Genomic DNA, 20,779 nt, shown 5'->3' on the forward strand with positions numbered 1-20,779 from the left:
GCCTGGCGCTTTTCGGCGGCTATTGTGCTGCGCCAGCGCGCATCGTTCAGGGTGGGTGGAAAAAGCCGTGGGTCGGCGCAAGGACTCAGTACCGCGAAAGCAGCCAGCCGGCACCCAGGACGACGACGATGGCCAGCCCCCAGCACCACAGCGGGATGGCGCGGCGCGAGCGTTCCTCGGCCTCGGTGGCCGGTGCGGCATCCAGCGGCGTGGCCACGCCGGCTGCGGCGTCGTGCTCCCAGGCCTGGGCGTCCACGGTGGGCTCGATGTGGCCGGTTTCATCGGCCAGGCCGGCAGGCAGGTGGGACAGGTCGGCGGTGTCGCCTGCATCGGCAGGCGCTGCGGGCGCACGCGGGTGGCGCTGCTGCATCAGCGTGTCGAATCGTGCGAAGAAGTCGTCGGCCATGTTGCGCGCGGCGCCGTCGATCAGCCGCTGGCCCAGTTGGGCGATCTTGCCGCCGACCTGGGCCTGCACGCTGTAGCTGAGCAGGCAGCGCGGCTGGCCTGCGGCGTCAGCGGGCTCGGGGGTGAGGGTGACGTCGGCCTCGCCCTTGCCGAAGCCGGCCACGCCGCCCTGGCCTTCAAAGGCGATGCGGTAGCGCTCGGGCGGCGTGATGTCGGACAGCGTGACCTTGCCGCTGAACTTGGCCGATACCGGCCCCACCTTGACCGCCATGCCCACGGCGTACTGGTCATCGCCCTGGGGTTCGAAGCGGTCGCAGCCGGCCAGGCAGGCCTTGAGCGTTTCGGGATCGTTGAGCGCCTCCCAGGCCTGCTGCTGGCTGACGGCGAGGGAACGGCTGGCTTGCATTTCCATGGCAATTCCTTTCTGCGATGGGGGTGGCCGCAAGCGGCTCAGCGGCCTGGCGCCGCCAGCAGCCGCGCCAGGTGACCGGCCAGTTGCTGCAGCGATTCCAGGTTGTGTACCGCAAGCATGGCATGGGCATGACGATGCAGCACGGCCGCCCCCTGGGCCAGTGGGGCATACCCGTCAAAGCGCAGCAGCGGGTTGAGCCACAGCAGCCGCGCGCTGTGGCGGCGCAGCCAGGCCAGTTCGCGGTCCAGCTCGGCGGCATCGCCGGTGTCCAGGCCGTCGCTGATGATGAGCACCAGGGTGCGCCGGCCCACCAGGCCTGAAACCTGGTGGCGCGCATGCAGGCGGCGCAGTTCGCCCAGGCTGCTGCCCAGGCGCGTGCCGCCGCCAAAGTCGGCAATGGCGGCGTTGGCGCGCTCGAGCATGGCGTCTGTATCGGCCTGGGCAAAGGCCGGGCCCAGGTCGCGCAGCTCGGTGCCGAAGCTGAAGACCTGGCGGCGCAGGCCCGCATGGCGCTGCGTGCCGGTGGCCGCGTGCAGGAAGGCCAGCAGCAGCCGCGCATAGCGCTCCATGGAGCCCGAGACATCGACCAGGGCCAGCCAGGGCAGCGGCAGGCGCCGCCGTTCGCGCCGCAGCAGCTGCAGCATTTCGCCGCCGTGGTGCGATGCCGCGCGCAGGCTGGCAGCCCAGTCGGGCACCGCGCCGCGCTGGCCGGTGCGCGTGCGGCGGCTGCGGTAGCGGGGCAAGGAAAGGGCAATGTCCCTGGCCAGGCGCTGCACCAGCAGGTATTCGCTGGCGCTGAGCTGGTTGAAGTCGGCATGGCGCAGGCGGTGGCGCTCGCTGGCCGTCATGGCGGCGTCCAGCTTCAGCTCTTCATCGACGGCGGCCCTGCCCTCGCCTGCCTGGCGGGGCGACAGGGCTTCCTGCACGCGCGGGCGGTGGCGCGGCGCGGACGGCCGGGGCGCCTGCGGCAGCAACTGGGCCAGCAGTTGCCGGGCCACGTCGGGATTGCGGAAGTAGGCGTCGAACAGTTCGCGGAACACGGCGCGGTCCTGGACGTTGCTCACAAATACGGCCTCCAGCGCGGCGGCCATGTCCTCGCGCGCCAGGCCGACCAGGGACAGGGCCTGCTGGGCCAGCGCCATGCGCCCGCCATCCACGGGCACGCCCGCGCGGCGCAGCGCACGCGCAAAGCCGACCAGGTTGCCGGCGAGCTTGCCGCTGCGCGCATCGCCCAGCCAGCTGGTGCGCTCGCCCCTATCGGCGGCACCGGCGGCACCGGCGGCACCGGCTGCCCCAGCCGTCACGGCGCGGGCTCCGGCGCCAGCAGTTGCTGCAGCCGCTCGGGTGTGAGCGCGGCCACGTCCTCGCGCTGCTTGAAGAGGATGCCGGCCGTGTCGTGCACGACTTCGGGATCGACCACCAGGGTGTCCAGCGCCACCAGGGCCTTGGCCCATTCCACGCTTTCGGCAATGCCGGGCACGCGCTGGAAGGCGTCGGCAAAGGGCTGGCTGCGCAGCCGTCCCACGAAGCTCGCCACCTGGGCGGTCAGGGCCTGCCCGGCCCCGGGCACCAGGGCGCGCACGATGGCCAGCTCGCGCTCGCGCCCGGGATAGTCCAGCCAGTGGTAGAGGCAGCGGCGCTTGACGGCGTCGTGCAGGTCGCGCGTGCGGTTGCTGGTGAGCACGGTCACGGGCGGCACGCGTGCCGCCACCGTGCCCAACTCGGGAATGCTGACCTGGTACTCGCCCAGGTACTCCAGCAGGAAGGCCTCGAAGGGCTCGTCGGCGCGGTCGATCTCGTCGATCAGCAGCACGGCGCCGGGCTCGGGCTGCTGCAGGGCCTGCAGCAGCGGGCGGCTTACCAGGTAGCGCTCCTGGTAGACCTCCTGCTCGGCGCGCTGCATGCGGTCGTGCTGCGGTGCAGCCGCGGGCTGCGCCGAGGCCAGCTCGGCCGCACGCAGGTGCAGCAGCTGGGCCGCGTAGTTCCATTCATACAGCGCCTCGCGCTGCTCCATGCCGTCATAGCACTGCAGCCGGATCAGGCGGCGCTCCAGCACGCGTGCCAGCGCCTGGGCCAGCGCGGTCTTGCCCACGCCGGGCTCGCCCTCCAGCAGCAGCGGCCGCTGCAGCCGCAGGGCCAGGAAGACGGCCGTGGCCAGGCGCCGGTCGGCGAAATAGCCTTCGGCCTGCAGCGCGGCGACCAGGGCGTCTATGGAGGCAATGGCTTGCTCGAAAGGCATCCGCCGTGTCACCCCAGCATCTGCGATACCGCACGCTGCGTCTGCACGCTGATCAACTGCGCCCGGTAGCGCGCGCTGGCATGCAGGTCGCTGTTGAGGTCGGCATGGTCGATCAGCACCTGGGCGGCCGCGTCGGGCGTGAAGCTCTGGTTGAGCGCGGCCTCCAGCCCCGTGTGGCGGAACACGCTGAGCCCGGCGCCCGTGATGGCCACGCGCACGCCGCTGTCGGTCTGGGCGACGAAGACGCCCACCAGGGCGAAGCGCGAGGCGGGCTGCTTGAACTTGAGGTAGGCGGCCTTCCTCGGCACGGGAAAGCGCACGGCCGTGATCAGCTCGCCGCTGCCCAGCGCCGTGGTGTACATGCCTTGGAAGAAGTCGTCGGCCGCGATCTCGCGCCGGTCGGTGACGACAGTGGCGCCCAGGCCCAGCACGGCGCTGGGGTAGCAGGCAGCGGGGTCGTTGTTGGCCAGCGAGCCGCCGATGGTGCCGCGCGCACGCACCTGGCGGTCGCCGATGCCGCCGGCCAGCTCGGCCAGGGCCGGGATGGCGGCCTGGACCTGCGGGTTGGCGGCCACGTCGGCGTGGCGTGTCATGGCGCGGATTTCCACGGTCTGGCCGTTGACGGCGATGCCGGCCAGGCCCTGGACGCGGTTCAGGTCCACGATCTGTTCGGGCCGCGCCAGGCGCAGGCGCATCGATGGCAGCAGGCTTTGCCCGCCGGCCAGGTACTGGCCGCCCTGGGCGGCCAGGGCAGCGGCGTCGGCCGTGTTGCCAGGGGCTTCATAGGTGAATGCGTACATGGCGCTCTCCTCAGGAGGTGGCTGCGGCGTCGATGGCCGACCAGACACGGTGCGGGCTGGCCGGCATGTCCAGGTCCCTGACACCCAGGGGATGCAGTGCGTCAAGCACGGCATTGATGACGGCGGGCGGCGAGCCTATGGCCCCCGCCTCGCCGCAGCCCTTGGTGCCCAGCGGGTTGTGCGTGCAGGGCGTGCAGACGGTGCCGAGCTTGAATTCGGGGAAATCGTCGGCGCGCGGCATGGCGTAGTCCATGAAGCTGCCGGTGAGCAGCTGGCCGGTCTCGCGGTCGTAGACGCAGTTTTCCAGCAGCGCCTGGCCTATGCCCTGGGCCACGCCGCCGTGCACCTGGCCCTCGACGATCATGGGATTGATGATGGTGCCGAAGTCGTCCACGGCGCTGAAGCGGTCCACGCGCACCACGCCCGTGGCCGGGTCCACCTCGACCTCGCAGATGTAGGTGCCTGCGGGGAAGGTGAAGTTGGTGGGGTCGTAGAAGGCGGTTTCGTTGAGGCCGGGCTCCAGCTTGTCCAGCGGGTAGTTGTGCGGCACATAGGCGGTGAGCGCGATCTGGGCGAAGGGGATTTTCTTGTCGGTGCCACGCACCGTGAACTCGCCGCCTGCGAAGTCGATGTCGGCGTCACTGGCCTCCATCAGGTGGGCCGCGATCTTCTTGGCCTTGGCCTCGATCTTGTCCAGCGCCTTCATGATGGCCGCGCCGCCCACGCTGATGGAGCGCGAGCCATAGGTGCCCATGCCGAACGGCACACGGCCCGTGTCGCCGTGGACGATGTCCACGTTCTCCACGGGTATCCCCAGGCGCGCGGCCACCACCTGGGCGAAGGTGGTCTCGTGCCCCTGGCCATGGCTGTGCGAGCCCGTGAACACGGTGACGCTGCCCGTGGGGTGCACGCGCACCTCGCCGCATTCGAAGAGGCCGGCCCGCGCGCCCAGGGCGCCTGCGATGTTGCTGGGCGCCAGGCCGCAGGCCTCGATGTAGCTGCTGTAGCCCAGGCCGCGCCTGAGGCCCCGCGCCTCGCTGTCGGCACGGCGCGCGGCAAAGCCGGCCACGTCGGCCAGGGCCTCGGCCTTGTCCATGCAGGCGCCGTAGTCGCCCACGTCGTACTGCAGGGCCACGGGCGTCTGGTAGGGGAAGCTGGTGACGAAGTTGCGCCGCCGTATCTCGGCCTGGGACAGGTTCAGCTGCCAGGCGCAGCGGCTGACCAGGCGCTCCAGCAGGTAGGTGGCCTCTGGCCGGCCCGCGCCCCGGTAGGCATCGACGGGCGCGGTGTGGGTGAACCAGGCATCGACTTCCACATAGACCTGGGGCGTGGCGTACTGGCCGGCCAGCAAGGTGGCATAGAGGATGGTGGGCACGGCGCTGGCGAAGGTGCTCAGGTAGGCGCCCAGGTTGGCATCCGTGTGCACGCGCATGGCCAGGAACTTGCCGCTGGCGTCCATGGCCATCTCGGCATGGCTGACGTGGTCGCGGCCATGGGCGTCGGTGAGGAAGGACTCGCTGCGGTCGGCCGTCCACTTGATGTTGCGGTTGAGCTTTCGCGCACCCCAGGTCAGGCAGACATCCTCGGCATACAGGAAGATCTTGGAGCCGAAGCCGCCGCCCACGTCGGGCGCGATCACGCGCACCTTGTGCTCGGGCAGGCCCATGACGAAGGCCGTCATCAGCAGCCGCTCGACGTGCGGGTTCTGGTTGGCCACGTACAGCGTGTACTCGTCATTGGCGCGGCTGTAGCTGCCGATGGCCGCGCGCGGCTCCATGGCGTTGGGAACCAGGCGGTTGTTGACCAGGTCCAGCTGGGCGATGTGGGCGGCACCGGCGAACACGGCATCCACGGCGGCCTTGTCGCCGATGGCCCATTTGTAGCAGTGGTTGTCGGGGGCGATGTCGTGCACCACCGCGCCGGGCACGCTGCCGGCCGCCGCGTCGGCCACCAGCACCACGGCGGGCAGCGGGTCGTAGTCCACCTCCACCAGCTCGGCCGCGTCGCGCGCCTGCTCCAGCGTCTCGGCCACGACCATGGCGACCTGGTCGCCCACGTAGCGCACGGTGTCCAGCGCCAGGATGGGATGCGGCGGCTCCTTCATGGGCTCGCCGTTGGTGCTGGTGATCAGCCAGCCGCAGGGCAGGCCGTTGATCTTGTCGGCCGCCACGTCGGCGCCCGTGAGCACGCCGATGACGCCGGGCGCGGCCCTGGCCGCATCGGTGGAAACGGAGCGCACACGCGCATGCGCGTGCGGCGAGCGCACGAACACCGCATGGGCCTGGGCGGCCAGCGCGATGTCGTCGGTGTACTGGCCCGCGCCCGTGAGGAAGCGGTAGTCCTCCTTGCGCTTGACGGGCTCGCCGATGTGGGGGAGCTTGGAAAAGTCGGATGCACCCATGGCTGTCTCCTTGTGGTGACCTGCGGCGCTCAGGCCGCAGGCCCTGCCATGGCCTGGCTGCCCTTTTTCACGGCAGCCACGATGTTCTGGTAGCCCGTGCAGCGGCACAGGTTGCCCTCCAGCGCCTCGCGGATCTCGCGATCGCCCGCGCACGGCTGGCGCTGGCACAGGTCCACGGCGCTCATGACCATGCCCGGCGTGCAAAAGCCGCATTGCAGGCCGTGGCACTCCTTGAAGGCCGCCTGCATGGGGTGCAGGCCGCCGTCGATATCCGCCAGCCCTTCGATGGTGCGCACCTCGCAGCCCTCGGCCTGCACGGCCAGCATGGCGCAGGACTTGACGGCGTGGCCGTCGACGATGACGGTGCAGGCCCCGCACTGGCTGGTGTCGCAGCCCACATGCGTGCCGGTCAGGCGCAGGTGCTCGCGCAGCGCATGCACGAGCAAGGTGTTGGGTGGAACGTCGATGCGCTGCGCGCGCCCGTTGACGGTGAGCTGGACATTCATCGTGCTGTCTCCTGCCTGTGTTCGGCGGTGATTTGGAACGTGGGGGAACGCCGGAAACCTCGCCTGCCATGGTCGCCCTGCCCGCAGGCGCCCGTTCTAGGGTTGACCCGCAAGCCCGGGCCGGGCGGCGCGGATATTCTCAAAATGACACAGTCGTCACCGCAGCCGCAGCCCGCACCGCTTGCGCCTGCGCCCCCGGCTTCGACCGTGCCCGCCTGCCAGCCCGTTCGCAATCCCTTGCCAGCCAGCCACAGGAGTCCCCGCCCCATGTTCGCCCTGAGCCCCGACGCCGCGCAGCCCTGCCCCGCCGATCCGCGCCACGCGCAGATCGCCCGGGCCCGCAGCCTGGCCTTCGGCGAGCAGGCGCTGGCCGGCATGCCGCCTGCCACTCTGCCCGCCCCCCCTGCCGGCATCGCGCCCTGGCTGTGGCGCTCCTGGCAGCGCTGCCTGGCGGCAGGCCGCCGCCCGGGCGAGCGCGTGGTCTACGAAGCACTGGGGCCGCATGCGCTGCGCCAGGCACGTGACGGCCACGAGGCGCTGCTGCAGGCGGCGCACCCTGTGATGACCCAGCTGGTGGGCGCCGTGGGCGCCATGCGCTACTTCAGCCTGCTGACCGATGCGCACGGCACCGTGCTGGACGTGCAGGGGCCGCTGGACCGCAGCGACATCCGCGTGCAGGCCATCGCCCGTGTGGGCGTGGACCTGTCCGAGCAGGGCGTGGGCACCACCGCCATCGGTGCGGCCCTGGCCGAGCACGGCCCCGTCTGGCTGCACCGGGCCGAGCATTTCTTCGAGGCCAACCGCCACTACAGCTGCGCGGGCGCACCGCTGTACGCCCCGGACGGCCGCTGCCTGGGCATGCTGGACATCACGGGCGTGGACGTGCCCGAGCGGCCCGAGCTGATGCACCTGGCGCTGCGCTGCGCCCGCGCCATCGAGGACCGGCTGCTGCGCGCCCTGCCCCACGCGCTGCTGCTGCACCTGAACTGGCCCGGCGGGCCTCTGGGTCAGGAGGGCGAAGGCCTGCTGGCCGTGGACGCCGAAGGGCATGTGGCGGGCAGCAATACCCTGGCGCGCCAGCTGGTGCCCCAGCCGCTGGCGCAGCCGGGCCAGCCGCTGCACTGCAGCGAACTGCTGGCCATGCCCTGGACGGCGCTGGTGGAGCATGCGCGCCAGCGCCCCAACGAACCGCTGCGCCTGCCGCTGTGGTCGGGCCTGCGGCTGCAGGCACTGGTGCAGCCCGGCCCCCAGCTGCGCCAGCTGCTGCCTGCGCTGGGCACGGCGGCACTCGCTGCCGCCGCCCAGGCCAGCCCGCTGCGCGCCAGCGAGGGCGTGCTGATCGAGCAGGCCCTGCAGGATGCCCAGGGCAATGTGACGCGGGCCGCCCGCGCGCTGGGCATCAGCCGGGCCACGATGTACCGAAAACTGGGAGCCCGCAGGCCCCGTGCGACAACCTGAACGGGACGTTTCCTCGGGTTCACACGGATTTCTTTTAGGGGGAGCAGGCCGCCTGCGGCGTTCGGGTCTCCGTAGAATCGACGGCTTTGGTCCATGCGCCGACAAGAGCGCTGCGCGCCGGCCTACAGGCCGGCGTACGGCGACGGACCCAATACAGCCTACTTTTTGGAGACACCATGCAGGCTTTGCTCAAATTCTCAAGAGGGGTCGACTGGCTCAACAGCCTGGTCGGGCGATGCCTTATCTGGCTGATCCTGGCCTCGACGGTCATCAGCGGCATCAATGCCATCGTGCGCAAGGTGTTGCACACCAGCTCGAACGCCTACCTCGAAGTGCAGTGGTACCTGTTCGCCGCCTCCTTCCTGCTGGCCGCCGGATATACGCTGCTGCAGGGCGAGCACGTGAAGGTGGATGTGATCGCCAGCCGTCTGTCCAAGCGCACGCAGATCTGGATCGACATCTTCGGCTTCGTCTTTTTCCTGACCCCCATGGCGCTGGCCATCCTGTGGTTCGGCACGCCGTTCGTGATCCAGGCCATGCAGACCGGCGAGATGTCGGGCAATGCAGGCGGCCTGGTGCGCTGGCCCGTCTACCTGATGATTCCCCTGGGCTTCGGGCTGCTGCTGCTGCAGGGCATGTCGGAGCTGATCAAGCGCATCGCCTTCCTGAAGGGCCTGATCGACGATCCCACGGCCAAGAAGGGCGAGAAGACCGCAGAGCAAGACCTGGCCGAAGCCCTGCGCGGGCTGGCAGGAGCCAAGGACAAAAGCGGGCAAGGCGCCTGATCGGGGAAACAGACATCATGGAATTCGTGATCCACAACCTGGCCCCGATCATGTTCGCGGGGCTGATACTTTTCCTGCTCGTGGGATTTCCCGTGGCATTCAGCCTGGGCGCCTGCGGACTGTTCTTCGCCTTTGTCGGCATCGAACTGGGCGTGCTGCCCGAAGCCCTGCTGCAGGCCCTTCCGCTGCGCATCTTCGGCATCATGCAGAACGAGACGATGCTGGCCATACCGTTCTTCACCCTCATGGGGCTGATACTGGAGCGAAGCGGCATGGCCGAGGACCTGCTGGAGACCGTGGGCCAGCTCTTCGGCCCCGTGCGCGGCGGCGTGGCCTTTGCGGTGATCTTCGTGGGCGCGCTGCTGGCGGCGACCACGGGCGTGGTCGCGGCATCGGTGATCTCCATGGGCCTGATCTCCCTGCCCATCATGATGCGCTACGGCTATGACCGCCGGGTGGCCTCGGGCGTGATCGCGGCCTCGGGCACGCTGGCGCAGATCATTCCGCCATCCCTGGTGCTGATCGTGCTGGCCGACCAGCTGGGCCGCAGCGTGGGCGACATGTACAAGGGCGCCTTCCTGCCTGGCCTGATGCTGACGGGCTTCTATGCGCTGTTCATCGTCGTGCTGGCCATCTTCAAGCCCGCCATGGTGCCCGCCCTGCCGCCCGAGGCGCGCACGCTGCGCGAGCCCAATGGCAACTCCGGCCTGCCCTCCACCCTGGTGCTGACCGTGCTGTGCGTGGCGGCCTCGATGGTGGTCGCCCAGTACATGCCCCAGCTGCACACCTGGTGGTCCGGCGATGTGGTGGAGAAGGTCGCTCTGGACGAGACCATCGTGGTGTCCATGTGCTTCGGCGTGGCGCTGGCCTTCATCGCCGCCATGTTCAACAAGCTCACGGGCCTGCACCTGCTCAGCCGCATGGCCGAGCGCGTGACCTTCGTGCTGATCCCGCCGCTGCTGCTGATCTTCCTGGTGCTGGGCACCATCTTCCTGGGCGTGGCAACCCCCACCGAAGGCGGCGCCATGGGCGCACTGGGCGCGGCCGTCATGGCCTTCGTGCGCGGCCGCCTGAGCATGGACCTGCTCAAGCAGGCGCTGATGTCCACCACCAAGCTGTCGTGCTTCGTGATGTTCATCCTGATCGGCGCGACCATGTTCGGCCTGACCTTCCAGGGCGTGGACGGCCCCAAGTGGGTGGAGGAGCTGCTGGTGTCCCTGCCCGGCGGCGAGATCGGCTTCCTGATCGTGGTCAACATCATGATCTTCGTGCTGGCCTTCTTCCTGGACTTCTTCGAGCTGTCCTTCATCGTCGTGCCGCTGCTGGCCCCCGTGGCCGACAAGCTGGGCATCGACCTGGTCTGGTTCGGCGTGCTGCTGGCCGTGAACATGCAGACCTCGTTCATGCACCCGCCCTTCGGCTTCGCGCTGTTCTTCCTGCGCAGCGTGGCCCCGGCCAAGGCCTACGTGGACAAGGTCACCAAGAAGATGACCGAGCCCGTGACCACCATGCAGATCTATGCGGGCGCCATCCCCTTCCTGCTGATCCAGCTGGTCATGGTGGCCCTGATCATCATCTTCCCCGGCATCGTCTCCAGCGGGCTGGACAAGAAGGTGGAGTACGACCTGGACAAGGTGCGCCAGGAGATGGAGGCATCCATGCCCGAGGCCATCGACTTCAACGACCCCATGTTCAACGGCGACGGCGCGAACCAGCCCCCCGCACCCGAGGGCACCCCTGGCGAGCCCTCGGCCCCGGCGGGCGGTGAGGACGATGCGCTCAAGGCGCTGCAGGACCAGCTGCAGCGCGAGCAGCCGGCCACGCCGGGCGAGAGCAAGTCCGGCAGCTGATCGCAGGCTCCCTCAAGGACAGCAAAGGCCCCGCAACCGCGGGGCCTTTTTTCGTTCGGACCCCGGCGTGCGCCGGTCCCCTGCGCGCATGAAAAAAGCCGGGCAGTGCCCGGCTTTCTTTCGCGCATGACGCCCGAGGGCGCCGCGACTTCACAGCTTCTGCGCCGACATGAAGGCGTCGTAGCGCGCCTCGGCGAAGCGGAACCACAGCACCTCGTCGCGCTGGAAGTTGCGGTAGTCGCTGTAGATCTTCTTCCATGCAGGGTTTTTCTCGGCCAGCTCCGCATAGACCGCCATGGTGGTCTTGTAGGAAGCATCGAGCACGGTCTGCGGGAAGGCCAGCACCTTGGCCTTGCTGGCCACCAGTTGCTTGAGCGCGCCGGGATTGCGCGCGTCATAGCGGGCCTGGGTGACCACATGGGCCTCGTGCGAGGCGGCCTGCACCATGGCGCGCTGCTCGGGCGTCAGCGCGGCCAGCGCCTTCTGGTTCACGTAGAACTCGAGGTTCAGGCTGCCTTCCCACCAGCCGGGGTAGTAGTAGAACGGCGCGACCTTGTTGAAGCCCAGCTTGAGGTCGTCATAGGGGCCGATCCATTCGGCCGCATCGATGGTGCCCTTTTCCAGCGCCTGGTAGATTTCGCCACCCGGGATGTTCTGGGGCACGCCGCCCATGCGCTCGATGATCCGGCCCGCGAAGCCGCCGATGCGGAACTTCAGGCCCTTGATGTCCTCGGTCGTCTTGACCTCCTTGCGGAACCAGCCTCCCATCTGGGCGCCGGTGTTGCCGCCCAGGAAGTTGACGATGCCGTATTCGGCATAGAACTCGCGCATCAGCTTGCCGCCGTTGCCGTCCACGTTCCAGGCCGTGAGCTGGCGCGAGTTCATGCCGAACGGAATGGCGCCGCCGATGGCAAAGGCCTCGTTCTTGCCGAAGAAGTAGTAGGGCGCCGTGTGCGCGATCTCCACCGTGCCGTTTTGCACGCCATCGACCACGCCGAAGGCGGGCATCAGCTCGCCGGCCGCATGCACCGACACCTCGAACTTGCCGCCCGACATTTCCTTGATCGCCTTGGAAAACACCTCGGCAGAGCCGTAGATGGTGTCCAGCGAACGCGGAAAGCTGGACGCCAGGCGCCAGCGCACCGCCGCCTGCGCATGAACGGCTGGCGCCGCTGCGGCAGTCAATACGCCGGCCAGACCGGCGTGCTTGAGTGCTTTTCTTCTGTCCATCTCTGTCTCCTCCTGATTCGCTCTGCTTGAGAGCATTCAAAAAAGGCCGGACTGCTCTTGGCAGCTCGGCCCACATACATCATCGGAACAAAAAAGCCCGCGTCCCCGCTGCATTTCGCAGAGGGGACGCGGGCTTGGCCTGCAGGCGTGGAAGGCATGGACCGTCCTTGTGCGTGCTGCTGGCTGCAGACCTGCTTACAGCTTGGCCGTGGTCATGTAGCTGTTGTAGCGGAACTCCGAGAAGCGCTCCCACAGCAGCTGGTCGCGCTGGAAGGTGCGCAGGCTCTGGTTGATCTTCTTGAACATGGGCGACTTGGCGTCATGCTCGGCCATGATCTCCATGACGGCCTTGTAGCCGGCATCCATGAAGTCCTTGGGGAAGGCCTTGAGCTGGGTCTTGTCGGCCACCAGCTTCTTGAGCGCCACGGGGTTGTTGGCGTCGTACTTGGCCGTCATGTCGCGTGCCGCCACGTTGCAGGCCGCATCGACCATGGCCTTGTACTCGGGCGACAGGGCCGTATACGCCTTGGTGTTGATGAAGAACTCCAGCTCGGCGCCGCCTTCCCACCAGCCGGGGTAGTAGTAGTAGGGAGCGACCTTGTTGAAGCCCAGCTTCTGGTCGTCGTACGGACCCACGAACTCCACGGCATCCAGCGTGCCCTTTTCAAGCGCCTGGTAGACCTCGCCCACGGGCATGTTCTGCGCGACCACGCCGAGCTTGAGCATGGCGTCGCCGAACAGGCCGCCGCCCAGGCGCATCTTCAGGCCCTTGAGATCGGCCACCGACTTGATCTCCTTGCGGAACCAGCCGCCCATCTGGGTGCCCGTGTTGCCTGCGCTCTGGCTCTTGATGTTGTACTGGGCATAGAACTCGTCCATGAGCTTGCGGCCGCCGCCGTGCTCCATCCATGCATCCATCTGGCGCGCCGTCAGGCCGAAGGGCACGGCGCAGCCGAAGGCGAAGATGTAGTCCTTGCCGGTGAAGTAGTAGGGCGCCGTCAGCGCCATCTCGATGGTGCCGTTCTGGATGCCATCGACCACGCCGAAGGCGGGCATCAGCTCACCGGCCGCATGCACCGAGACTTCGAACTTGCCGCCCGACATCGCCTTGAGCGTCTTGGAGAACATTTCGGCCGAGCCGAAGATGGTGTCCAGCGACTTGGGAAAGCTCGCGGCCAGACGCCAGCGGACCGCCTCCTGGGCGTGGACTGCGGGTGCGGCTCCCACAGCCAGCACGCCGGCGATTCCCGCATGTTTGATGATCGAACGACGGTCCATGAATGTCTCTCCGCGATGTGTTGTCAGTCAGAAAAAGCCACCACCACCCCTTGCTGCGCAAGGTCCGCTGCCCCTCCGAGGGGCCGCTTCTGCCTTGGGGGCCCGGCGGCAAAAAAAACGCACGTTCGCACGTGCATTCACACTGTATCAGGTGGTATCGATTCTAAAAACGCCGCAAAGCAAGCGCGGACGGGGTTTTCCCCCGCGTAGTCCTGCTCGGCATGCACGATGCGCCCCATCGCGGGGCACAGGCCCGTCCCATCTTCAGGCCACGGCGCGCTCGGGCGCCAGGTGGGCGCGCACCGACGCCTCGATGCCGGCCGCGTCCAGCCCCTGCAGGGCCAGCAGCCTGGCGGGATCGCCGTGCTCGATGAACTCGTCGGGCAGGCCCAGCTGCAGCAGCTGTCGCGTGATGCCGGCAGCCTGCAGCGACTCGGCCACGGCGCTGCCTGCGCCACCCATGATGCAGCCCTCTTCCACGGTGACGATGAGCTCGTGCGTGGAGGCCACCTGGCGCAGCAGTTCCTCGTCCAGCGGCTTGGCCCAGCGCATGTTGACCACGGTGGCGTCCAGCGCCTCGGCTGCGGTCAGCGCGGGATACAGCAAGGTGCCGAAGGCCAGGATGGCGACCTTCTTCGCCGCCGATTCGCGGCGCACCTCGCCCTTGCCGAAGGGCAGGCCCTGCAGGCTCTCCAGCGGGGCCACGCCCACGCCCGCCCCACGCGGGTAGCGCACGGCCACCGGATGGTCCTGCTCGTAGGCCGTGGTGAGCAGTTGGCGGCATTCGCGCTCGTCGGCCGGGCAGGCCATGCTCATGTGCGGGACGCAGCGCACGAAGGCGATGTCGTAGGCACCGGCATGCGTGGCGCCGTCGGCGCCGACCAGGCCCGCACGGTCCAGCGCAAAGACCACGGGCAGTTTTTGCAGCGCCACGTCATGGATCAGCTGGTCGTAGGCGCGCTGCAGGAAGGTCGAGTAGATGGCGACCACGGGCTTGAGCCCCTCGCAGGCCATGCCGGCCGCGAAGGTGACGGCATGCTGCTCGGCAATGCCCACGTCGTAGTAGCGGCCCGGAAAGCGCTTGTGGAATTCCACCATGCCCGAGCCCTCGCGCATGGCCGGCGTGATGCCCACCAGGCGCTGGTCCTTGTCCGCCATGTCGCACAGCCACTGGCCGAAGACCTGGGTGAAGGTCTGCTTCGGGGGCGTGGCCGGCTTGACCAGGCCCACGCTGGGGTCGAACTTGCCGGGGCCGTGGTAGGCCACGGGGTCGGCCTCGGCCAGCTTGTAGCCCTGGCCCTTCTTCGTGACCACGTGCAGGAACTGCGGGCCCTTGAGGCTCTTGATGTTCTCCAGCGTGGGGATCAGCGAATCGAGGTCATGCCCGTCGATGGGGCCGATGTAGTTGAAGCCGAAGTTCTCGAACAGCGTGGCCGGCACGACCATGCCCTTGGCCTGCTGCTCCAGCCGCTTGGCCAGCTCCAGCAGCGGAGGCACCTGCTTGAGCACGCTCTTGCCCATGTCGCGCGCCTTGGCATAGAACTGCCCGCTCATGAGCTGGGCCAGGTAGCGGTTGAGCGCGCCCACGGGCGGGCTGATGCTCATGTCGTTGTCGTTGAGGATGACCAGCAGGTTGGCATCGGTCACGCCGGCGTTGTTCAGCGCCTCGAAGGCCATGCCGGCCGTCATGGCGCCGTCGCCGATGACGGCGATGGCGCGGCGGTCCTCGCCCTTTTGCTTGGCGGCCAGGGCCATGCCCAGGGCGGCCGAGATGCTGGTGGAGGAGTGGGCCGTGCCGAAGGTGTCGTACTCGCTCTCGGCGCGCTGCGGAAAGCCCGACAGGCCGCCGAACTGGCGCAGCGACGCCATGCGCTCGCGCCGGCCCGTGAGGATCTTGTGCGGATAGGTCTGGTGGCCCACGTCCCAGACCACGCGGTCGTAGGGCGTGTCGAACACCGCATGCAGCGCCACCGTCAGCTCCACCGTGCCCAGGTTGGAACTCAGATGCCCGCCGGTCTTGGAGACGCTGTCGAGCACATAGGCACGCAGCTGCTGGGCCAGGGTCTTGAGTTCGGCACGCGACAGACGCCTCAGATCCGCGGGATCGTCGATGGTCTGCAGCAGGGAGTAGGTGTTCGTGGTCATGCTAGATATCTTGATGGCCGCAAGACCATCGCCCATATTTTCGTATCAGTTGCCTGTGGCATCGAACGCCACCCTTGCAAGTAGCGCGCCCCCACCAAGGGACACCGAGCAAGGGCCGCCCCGCAGCGAGGGTGTCGTCCCCCTCCCCCGCGAAGCGGGTAGAGAGGGGGAAGGCGCGAAGCGACTCAGGGGGTGCTTCATTGTCAGTGAGTGCGGCTCACGACCATGTCGGCCAGTGCCGCCAGGGCCCGCGTGTCCGGCAGGCCGCTGCGCGCCAGCGCCGCGTGCGCCAGGGTGCACAGCTCGTCGGCATGGGCGCGGGCCTGGTCCAGGCCCAGCAGCGAGACATAGGTCGGCTTGTCGTTGGCCGCGTCCTTGCCGGCCGTCTTGCCCAGGGTGGCCGAGTCGGCCACCACGTCGAGGATGTCATCCACCACCTGGAAGGCCACGCCCAGCGCCTGCCCGTAGTCGGACAGCGCCTGCCAGGCCTGGGCATCCACGCCCTCCTTGCAGGCTGCGCCCATGAGCACGCTGGCATGCAGCAGGGCGCCGGTCTTGAGGCGGTGCATCTCGCGCAGTTGGGCCTCGCTCAGTTGCAGGCCCACGCTGGCCAGGTCGATGGCCTGGCCACCGGCCATGCCCTGCGCGCCTGCGGCACGGCCCAGCAGCCGGCACAGCCGTGCCTGCAGCGCATCGGGCATGCCGTCAGCCTCGTCGGGCGCGGGCACGAGCAGCTCGAAGGCCAGTGCCTGCAGCGCGTCGCCGGCCAGCAGGGCCGAGGCCTCGCCGAACTGCACATGGACCGTGGGCTTGCCACGGCGCAGCACGTCGTTGTCCATGCAGGGCATGTCGTCGTGCACCAGCGAATAGGCATGGATCAGTTCCACGGCGCAGCCGGCACGCACGGCGGCCGACGGCAGGCCGGCCACGGCCTCGGCCGCAGCCCAGACCAGCAGCGGGCGCAGGCGCTTGCCGCCATCGAGCACGGCGTATCGCATGGCTTCGCCCAGGCCGGCCGGCGCATCCACGCCCACCCATTGGGACAGCGCGCTTTCGGTGCGCGCCAGGCGGTCGTTCATCCAGCAGGGAAAATCCAGCGCGCCAAGGCCCGGCGCCTGGGAAACATCGGAAGCGGAAGTCATCAGGGCACTCATGGCAATCTTCAATCCTGGCTCCAAGGGGCCAGGGTCCCCTCGTCTAGCACCTTGACCTGCTCCTGCACCGCGTCGAGCTGGCCACGGCAGTAGCCGAGCAGCTGCGCCGCGCGCTGGTAGCCGGCCAGCATCTGCTCCAGAGGCAGCTGGCCCGACTCGATCTGCGCGATGAGCTGCTCCAGCTCCTGCAGCGCGGATTCGTAACTGGTGGGCTCGGCGGGAGCCTTGGGGGCAGCCTTGGGCATGTGGCGTTGGCAGTGCGTTGTGGGGAACCGACGATTCTAGGCGTCCCTCCGCGACCGCGCCGCCAATAACCGGACAGCCCTTGACAGGCGCCATCGGCCGCTTGCAATACACGTACCGGGCATCCGGAAATAACCCCACGGGCTATAATCCCATTCCCCGCCAAACCGGCCCCTTGCCTAGGCATGCGGTCGGGCTCACCGACAAGACAGGACGCCTCGGGCGCCGCTTGTTTTCAAGTCGTGAAGCCTGTCTCCATGTCCAGGAACGGCCGGTTTTGCTTTTTCCAATCCCGTGCGCACGCGCACCCTCCCTGTGGGGAGTCTTTAGGTCAGGTCACCCATGTCTGATTTAAGTCTTCAACTGCAGCAGGCCGCAAGCCAACTACCAGTTTCCAGCTACTTCGACCCTGCGCTGTTCCAGCGTGAGTTGGAGACCATCTTTCAACGCGGCCCGCGCTACGTGGGCCATCAACTGGCCGTTCCCGAGATAGGCGACTACTACGCCCTGCCCCAGGAAAAGGAAGGCCGTGCGCTGGTGCGCAACGCCAGGGGGCAGGTGGAGCTGATCTCCAACGTCTGCCGCCACCGCCAGGCCGTGATGCTCAAGGGCAGGGGCAACCTGATGACCGAAGGCAAGGGCCATGCGGGGGGCAACATCGTCTGCCCGCTGCACCGCTGGACCTACAGCACCAGCGGCGAGCTGCTGGGCGCACCGCACTTCAGCCACGATCCCTGCCTGAACCTGAACAACTACCGTCTGCGCGAGTGGAACGGCCTGCTGTTCGAGGACAACGGCCGCGACATCGAGGCCGACCTCGCCGGCATGAAGCTGCGCGAGCAGCTGAGCTTCGAGGGCTTCGTGCTCGACCATGTCGAGATGCACGAGTGCAACTACAACTGGAAGACCTTCATCGAGGTCTACCTCGAGGACTACCACGTGGGCCCGTTCCATCCGGGCCTGGGCAACTTCGTGACCTGCGATGACCTGCAGTGGGAGTTTTCCAGGGAGTACTCGGTGCAGACCGTGGGCGTGGCGCCCGGCTTTGCCCGGCCCGGCTCGGACACCTACAGGAAGTGGCACGACGTGCTGCTGGCCTACCGCAACGGCGAGCTGCCCGAACGCGGAGCGATCTGGCTGACCTACTACCCGCACATCATGGTGGAGTGGTATCCGCACGTGCTCACGGTCTCGACCCTGCACCCGCTGGCCGTGGACCGGACACTGAACGTGGTCGAGTTCTACTACCCCGAAGAGATCGCCGCCTTCGAGCCCGAATTCGTGCAGGCGCAAAAGGCCGCCTACATGGAGACCTGCATCGAGGACGACGAGATCGGCGAGCGCATGGACGCCGGCCGCAGGGCGCTGTACGAGCGCGGCGACAACGAGGTCGGCCCCTACCAGAGCCCCATGGAAGACGGCATGCAGCACTTCCATGAGTGGTATCGCGGCGTGATGGGCGACGCAGTCCCCGCACGCTGATCGGCTCCGGCTCTTCCGACGGCCCGCATTCGTGCGGGCCGTCTGCATTGGGCCTCCGGCATTGGGCCTCCTGCATTGGGCCTCCTGCATCGGGCCGCCTTCATCGAGCGGCAGGCCCGCCGCACAGCTCCTCTGCATGCAAGCGCCCTGGTGTGCCCAATGGGCAGGGCTGGCGACTGCAATGCATCCCGAGGCAGACCCAATGTCTTGGCTTATGCAATACAGTGCCTTGCGCGTGTCCCTGCCGCGGCCCCGGGCCGTAGACAGCCAGGCGGCATGCGCCAAAAACAAAACCCAACCCTTTCTCGTCCAGCGCCGCGGTCCTTGTGCGGCTCTATCCGGTCATTAATATGCAAGCCCTGTGGATGGTGGCGGCCGCATTCGTCTTTGCGGTCATGAGTGTGTGTGTGAAGTTCGCCTCCCAGGATTTCAACGCGGCGGAGATCGTCTTCTACCGCGGGCTGGTCAGCATGGTGGCGCTGTGGTGGCTGGCGCGCCACCAGGGCATTTCGCTGGCCACGCGCTACCCGCGCGAGCATGCCTGGCGCAGCTTCGTGGGCGTGACTTCCATGGGCGCCTGGTTCTACTCCATCGGCCACCTGCCGCTGGCCACGGCCGCCACCTTCAACTCCATGAGCAGCATCTGGATGGCGGTGTTTCTGATCGGCCAGGGCCTGCTGCTGCGCCACCAGCTGCGCCGCCAGCCCGAATCGCATGCGCTGCGCGCACTGCCGCCGTTTCCCTGGAGCCTGGTCGCCACCGTGGCCCTGGGCTTCGTGGGCGTGATCCTGGTGCTGCGCCCCAGCGCGGCGCCGCAGGAATTCGTGGCCAGCGCGGGCGGCCTGATCGGCGGGGTGTTCGCCGCCATGGCCTATATGCAGGTGGCCACGCTGTCGCGCATGGGCGAGCCCGAGGCGCGCGTGGTCTTCTACTTCGCACTGGGCTCGGCCGTGGCCGGCGCCCTGGCCATGTGCTTCACGGGCGTGTCCGCCTGGCCGGGCTGGCGCGCGCTGTGGCTGCTGCCCGTGGGCGTGCTGGCTGCCGTGGCCCAGGTCTGCATGACGGCGGCCTACGCTTCGGCCGGCAACAGCCGCAATACCCTGGTGGTGGCCAATCTGCAGTACTCGGGCATCGTCTTTGCCGCCCTGCTGAGCCTGGCGCTGTTCGGCGAAAGCGTGCCGCTGATCGGCTGGGCCGGCATCGTGCTGATCGTGGCCAGCGGCGCACTGGCCACGGCCCTGCGTTCACGCGGCTGACGGCGACGGCCCGCCTGGGGCCGTCGCATAATGGATCGGACCTTCTGCCGCAGGCGCACCGCCGCCTGCGCTGGCTTTCGGAGTTCCGCATCCATGACATCCAACACCTCCTCCTACCAGACCCTGATCTCCGTCCAGGAACTGGCCGCGCTGCAGTCCGGCGGCCGTCCGCTGATGGTCTTTGACTGCAGCTTCGACCTGGCCCAACCCACGGCCGGCAAGGCGCAGTACCTGCAGGCGCATATTCCCGGCGCCGTCTTCGCCGACCTGGACCATGACCTCAGCGCAAAACACGGCGTGCCCGGCGCACATGGCAGCGTGGCGGCCAGCGAGCAGGCCGCCTCGGGCGGCCGCCACCCGCTGCCCAGCCGCGAGCTGTTTGCCATGTGGCTGTCGGAGATCGGTTTTTCCAACGACATGCAGGCCGTGGTCTATGACCGCAACGGCGCCAACTACTGCGGGCGCCTGTGGTGGATGCTGCAATGGGCCGGCCATGGCGATGTGGCCGTGCTCGACGGAGGTCTCCAGGCCTGGCAGGCCGCAGGCCAGCCTGTGGCATCGGGCGAGGAAAGCGCGCGCTTTCAGTCCAACTTCGAGCTGCACGAGCCGCTGCAGCAGCTGGCGACGGCACAGCAGGTGCTAGATGCACTGGGCAGCGCAGGCCAGACCGTGGTCGATGCGCGCGCGCCGGCACGCTATCGCGGCGAAGTCGAGCCGCTGGACCCCGTGGCCGGCCATATCCCGGGCGCACTGAACAGGCCCTTCACCGAAAACATTGCGGCCGACGGCCGCTTCAAGCCCGCCGCCCTGCTGCGCGCCGAGTTCGACCGGCTGCTGGCCGGCCGCGATCCGGCCAGCGTGGTCCACCAGTGCGGCAGCGGCGTGAGCGCCCTGCCCAACCTGCTGGCCATGCGCATTGCAGGACTGCCGCCGGCACGGCTTTTCGCGGGCAGCTGGAGCGAGTGGTGCAGTGACCCGAAGAGGCCGGTGGAGCGCGGCTAATTCGGCTTATGCCCGCCCCTGGGAGGCTGCACAATGACAGCACTGTGTCAAAAGGCCGACATGCAACAACACCACTGCAGCGGCCTGCTCCCAGGCCCCCGGACGGCAGAGGCCGGGCGAAATCGAGTCATCC

The 20,779-nt window shown here is 68.4% G+C and carries 17 protein-coding genes; 6 read left to right on the forward strand and 11 right to left on the reverse strand.

Translation table 11 applies throughout. The features are described from left to right. Positions 1-85 precede the first annotated feature (85 nt). Genes ACRSCF_RS22245 through ACRSCF_RS22270 form a run of 6 tightly spaced genes read right to left on the reverse strand, consistent with a single transcriptional unit; the run spans position 86 to position 6,763 of the window. The gene (locus ACRSCF_RS22245; protein ID WP_016448920.1) at positions 86-817 is read right to left on the reverse strand and encodes a CoxG family protein; all 732 of its coding nucleotides are present in this window, start codon (positions 815-817) and stop codon (positions 86-88) included. A gap of 38 nt (positions 818-855) precedes the next feature. Further along, positions 856-2,121, reverse strand: coding sequence for a vWA domain-containing protein (locus tag ACRSCF_RS22250; protein ID WP_244386639.1), 1,266 nt, complete (start codon positions 2,119-2,121; stop codon positions 856-858). After that, on the reverse strand, positions 2,118-3,056 hold the full coding sequence (locus tag ACRSCF_RS22255) for an AAA family ATPase (RefSeq protein ID WP_244386641.1): 939 nt from the start codon (positions 3,054-3,056) through the stop codon (positions 2,118-2,120). The genes ACRSCF_RS22250 and ACRSCF_RS22255 overlap by 4 nt, the downstream gene beginning before the upstream one ends. A gap of 8 nt (positions 3,057-3,064) precedes the next feature. Continuing rightward, positions 3,065-3,856 carry an FAD binding domain-containing protein gene (locus tag ACRSCF_RS22260; protein ID WP_244386642.1) on the reverse strand — a complete coding sequence of 264 codons (792 nt, stop codon included), beginning with the start codon at positions 3,854-3,856 and terminating at the stop codon, positions 3,065-3,067. Positions 3,857-3,866: 10 nt separating this feature from the next. Further along, entirely contained in the window at positions 3,867-6,257 is a 2,391-nt protein-coding gene (locus tag ACRSCF_RS22265) for a xanthine dehydrogenase family protein molybdopterin-binding subunit (RefSeq protein WP_046988109.1), read from the reverse strand. Positions 6,258-6,286: 29 nt separating this feature from the next. Continuing rightward, positions 6,287-6,763, reverse strand: coding sequence for a (2Fe-2S)-binding protein (locus ACRSCF_RS22270; protein WP_013803615.1), 477 nt, complete (start codon positions 6,761-6,763; stop codon positions 6,287-6,289). A 267-nt stretch (positions 6,764-7,030) separates the two neighbouring features. On the opposite strand from ACRSCF_RS22270, the gene ACRSCF_RS22275 reads away from it, so the two are divergent. The 3 genes from ACRSCF_RS22275 to ACRSCF_RS22285 all read left to right on the forward strand — a co-directional run bounded on the left by ACRSCF_RS22275 (position 7,031) and on the right by ACRSCF_RS22285 (position 10,856). Then, the gene (locus ACRSCF_RS22275) at positions 7,031-8,221 is read left to right on the forward strand and encodes a helix-turn-helix domain-containing protein (RefSeq protein WP_016448925.1); all 1,191 of its coding nucleotides are present in this window, start codon (positions 7,031-7,033) and stop codon (positions 8,219-8,221) included. Between the two features lie 176 nt (positions 8,222-8,397). Next, a complete protein-coding gene (locus ACRSCF_RS22280; protein ID WP_016452488.1) occupies positions 8,398-9,006 on the forward strand; it encodes a TRAP transporter small permease subunit in 609 nt (202 codons plus the stop codon). Between the two features lie 17 nt (positions 9,007-9,023). Then, the gene (locus ACRSCF_RS22285; RefSeq protein WP_016448927.1) at positions 9,024-10,856 is read left to right on the forward strand and encodes a TRAP transporter large permease; all 1,833 of its coding nucleotides are present in this window, start codon (positions 9,024-9,026) and stop codon (positions 10,854-10,856) included. Between the two features lie 150 nt (positions 10,857-11,006). On the opposite strand, the gene ACRSCF_RS22290 is transcribed toward ACRSCF_RS22285, so the two are convergent. The 5 genes from ACRSCF_RS22290 to xseB form a co-directional block, all read right to left on the reverse strand. Further along, positions 11,007-12,086, reverse strand: a complete 1,080-nt coding sequence (locus tag ACRSCF_RS22290; RefSeq protein ID WP_016448928.1) for a TRAP transporter substrate-binding protein — start codon at positions 12,084-12,086, stop codon at positions 11,007-11,009. A 195-nt stretch (positions 12,087-12,281) separates the two neighbouring features. Continuing rightward, a complete protein-coding gene (locus ACRSCF_RS22295; RefSeq protein ID WP_034365392.1) occupies positions 12,282-13,364 on the reverse strand; it encodes a TRAP transporter substrate-binding protein in 1,083 nt (360 codons plus the stop codon). Between the two features lie 264 nt (positions 13,365-13,628). Then, positions 13,629-15,509: a 1-deoxy-D-xylulose-5-phosphate synthase gene (dxs, locus tag ACRSCF_RS22300; protein ID WP_017405740.1), complete on the reverse strand. Its 1,881-nt coding sequence runs from the start codon at positions 15,507-15,509 to the stop codon at positions 13,629-13,631. A gap of 203 nt (positions 15,510-15,712) precedes the next feature. After that, positions 15,713-16,663 carry a polyprenyl synthetase family protein gene (locus ACRSCF_RS22305; protein WP_034365416.1) on the reverse strand — a complete coding sequence of 317 codons (951 nt, stop codon included), beginning with the start codon at positions 16,661-16,663 and terminating at the stop codon, positions 15,713-15,715. A gap of 8 nt (positions 16,664-16,671) precedes the next feature. Continuing rightward, positions 16,672-16,908, reverse strand: coding sequence for an exodeoxyribonuclease VII small subunit (gene xseB, locus ACRSCF_RS22310; protein WP_016448932.1), 237 nt, complete (start codon positions 16,906-16,908; stop codon positions 16,672-16,674). Between the two features lie 340 nt (positions 16,909-17,248). Between xseB and ACRSCF_RS22315 the strand changes: the two genes are divergently transcribed. The 3 genes from ACRSCF_RS22315 (at position 17,249) to ACRSCF_RS22325 (ending at position 20,646) form a co-directional block, all read left to right on the forward strand. After that, entirely contained in the window at positions 17,249-18,388 is a 1,140-nt protein-coding gene (locus ACRSCF_RS22315) for an aromatic ring-hydroxylating oxygenase subunit alpha (protein WP_016448933.1), read from the forward strand. 350 nt (positions 18,389-18,738) lie between these two features. Beyond that, positions 18,739-19,644, forward strand: a complete 906-nt coding sequence (locus ACRSCF_RS22320; protein ID WP_016452492.1) for a DMT family transporter — start codon at positions 18,739-18,741, stop codon at positions 19,642-19,644. Positions 19,645-19,737: 93 nt separating this feature from the next. Next, a complete protein-coding gene (locus ACRSCF_RS22325; RefSeq protein ID WP_046986506.1) occupies positions 19,738-20,646 on the forward strand; it encodes a sulfurtransferase in 909 nt (302 codons plus the stop codon). Positions 20,647-20,779: the final 133 nt, after the last annotated feature.

It is taken from the genome of Delftia sp. 11MD, from assembly GCF_050907895.1.
Taxonomy (GTDB): Bacteria; Pseudomonadota; Gammaproteobacteria; order Burkholderiales; family Burkholderiaceae_C; genus Comamonas; species Comamonas tsuruhatensis.

Excerpts from the sequence above, each read along its gene's own strand:
- ACRSCF_RS22270 (WP_013803615.1), bottom strand. The coding sequence starts at position 6,763 with ATGAATGTCCAGCTCACCGTCAACGGGCGCGCGCAGCGCATCGACGTT.
- ACRSCF_RS22285 (WP_016448927.1), top strand. The coding sequence starts at position 9,024 with ATGGAATTCGTGATCCACAACCTGGCCCCGATCATGTTCGCGGGGCTG.
- ACRSCF_RS22325 (WP_046986506.1), top strand. The coding sequence starts at position 19,738 with ATGACATCCAACACCTCCTCCTACCAGACCCTGATCTCCGTCCAGGAA.
- xseB (WP_016448932.1), bottom strand. The coding sequence starts at position 16,908 with ATGCCCAAGGCTGCCCCCAAGGCTCCCGCCGAGCCCACCAGTTACGAA.
- ACRSCF_RS22295 (WP_034365392.1), bottom strand. The coding sequence starts at position 13,364 with ATGGACCGTCGTTCGATCATCAAACATGCGGGAATCGCCGGCGTGCTG.
- ACRSCF_RS22320 (WP_016452492.1), top strand. The coding sequence starts at position 18,739 with ATGCAAGCCCTGTGGATGGTGGCGGCCGCATTCGTCTTTGCGGTCATG.
- ACRSCF_RS22275 (WP_016448925.1), top strand. The coding sequence starts at position 7,031 with ATGTTCGCCCTGAGCCCCGACGCCGCGCAGCCCTGCCCCGCCGATCCG.
- ACRSCF_RS22315 (WP_016448933.1), top strand. The coding sequence starts at position 17,249 with ATGTCTGATTTAAGTCTTCAACTGCAGCAGGCCGCAAGCCAACTACCA.
- ACRSCF_RS22305 (WP_034365416.1), bottom strand. The coding sequence starts at position 16,663 with ATGAGTGCCCTGATGACTTCCGCTTCCGATGTTTCCCAGGCGCCGGGC.
- dxs (WP_017405740.1), bottom strand. The coding sequence starts at position 15,509 with ATGACCACGAACACCTACTCCCTGCTGCAGACCATCGACGATCCCGCG.
- ACRSCF_RS22245 (WP_016448920.1), bottom strand. The coding sequence starts at position 817 with ATGGAAATGCAAGCCAGCCGTTCCCTCGCCGTCAGCCAGCAGCAGGCC.
- ACRSCF_RS22290 (WP_016448928.1), bottom strand. The coding sequence starts at position 12,086 with ATGGACAGAAGAAAAGCACTCAAGCACGCCGGTCTGGCCGGCGTATTG.
- ACRSCF_RS22255 (WP_244386641.1), bottom strand. The coding sequence starts at position 3,056 with ATGCCTTTCGAGCAAGCCATTGCCTCCATAGACGCCCTGGTCGCCGCG.
- ACRSCF_RS22265 (WP_046988109.1), bottom strand. The coding sequence starts at position 6,257 with ATGGGTGCATCCGACTTTTCCAAGCTCCCCCACATCGGCGAGCCCGTC.
- ACRSCF_RS22280 (WP_016452488.1), top strand. The coding sequence starts at position 8,398 with ATGCAGGCTTTGCTCAAATTCTCAAGAGGGGTCGACTGGCTCAACAGC.
- ACRSCF_RS22260 (WP_244386642.1), bottom strand. The coding sequence starts at position 3,856 with ATGTACGCATTCACCTATGAAGCCCCTGGCAACACGGCCGACGCCGCT.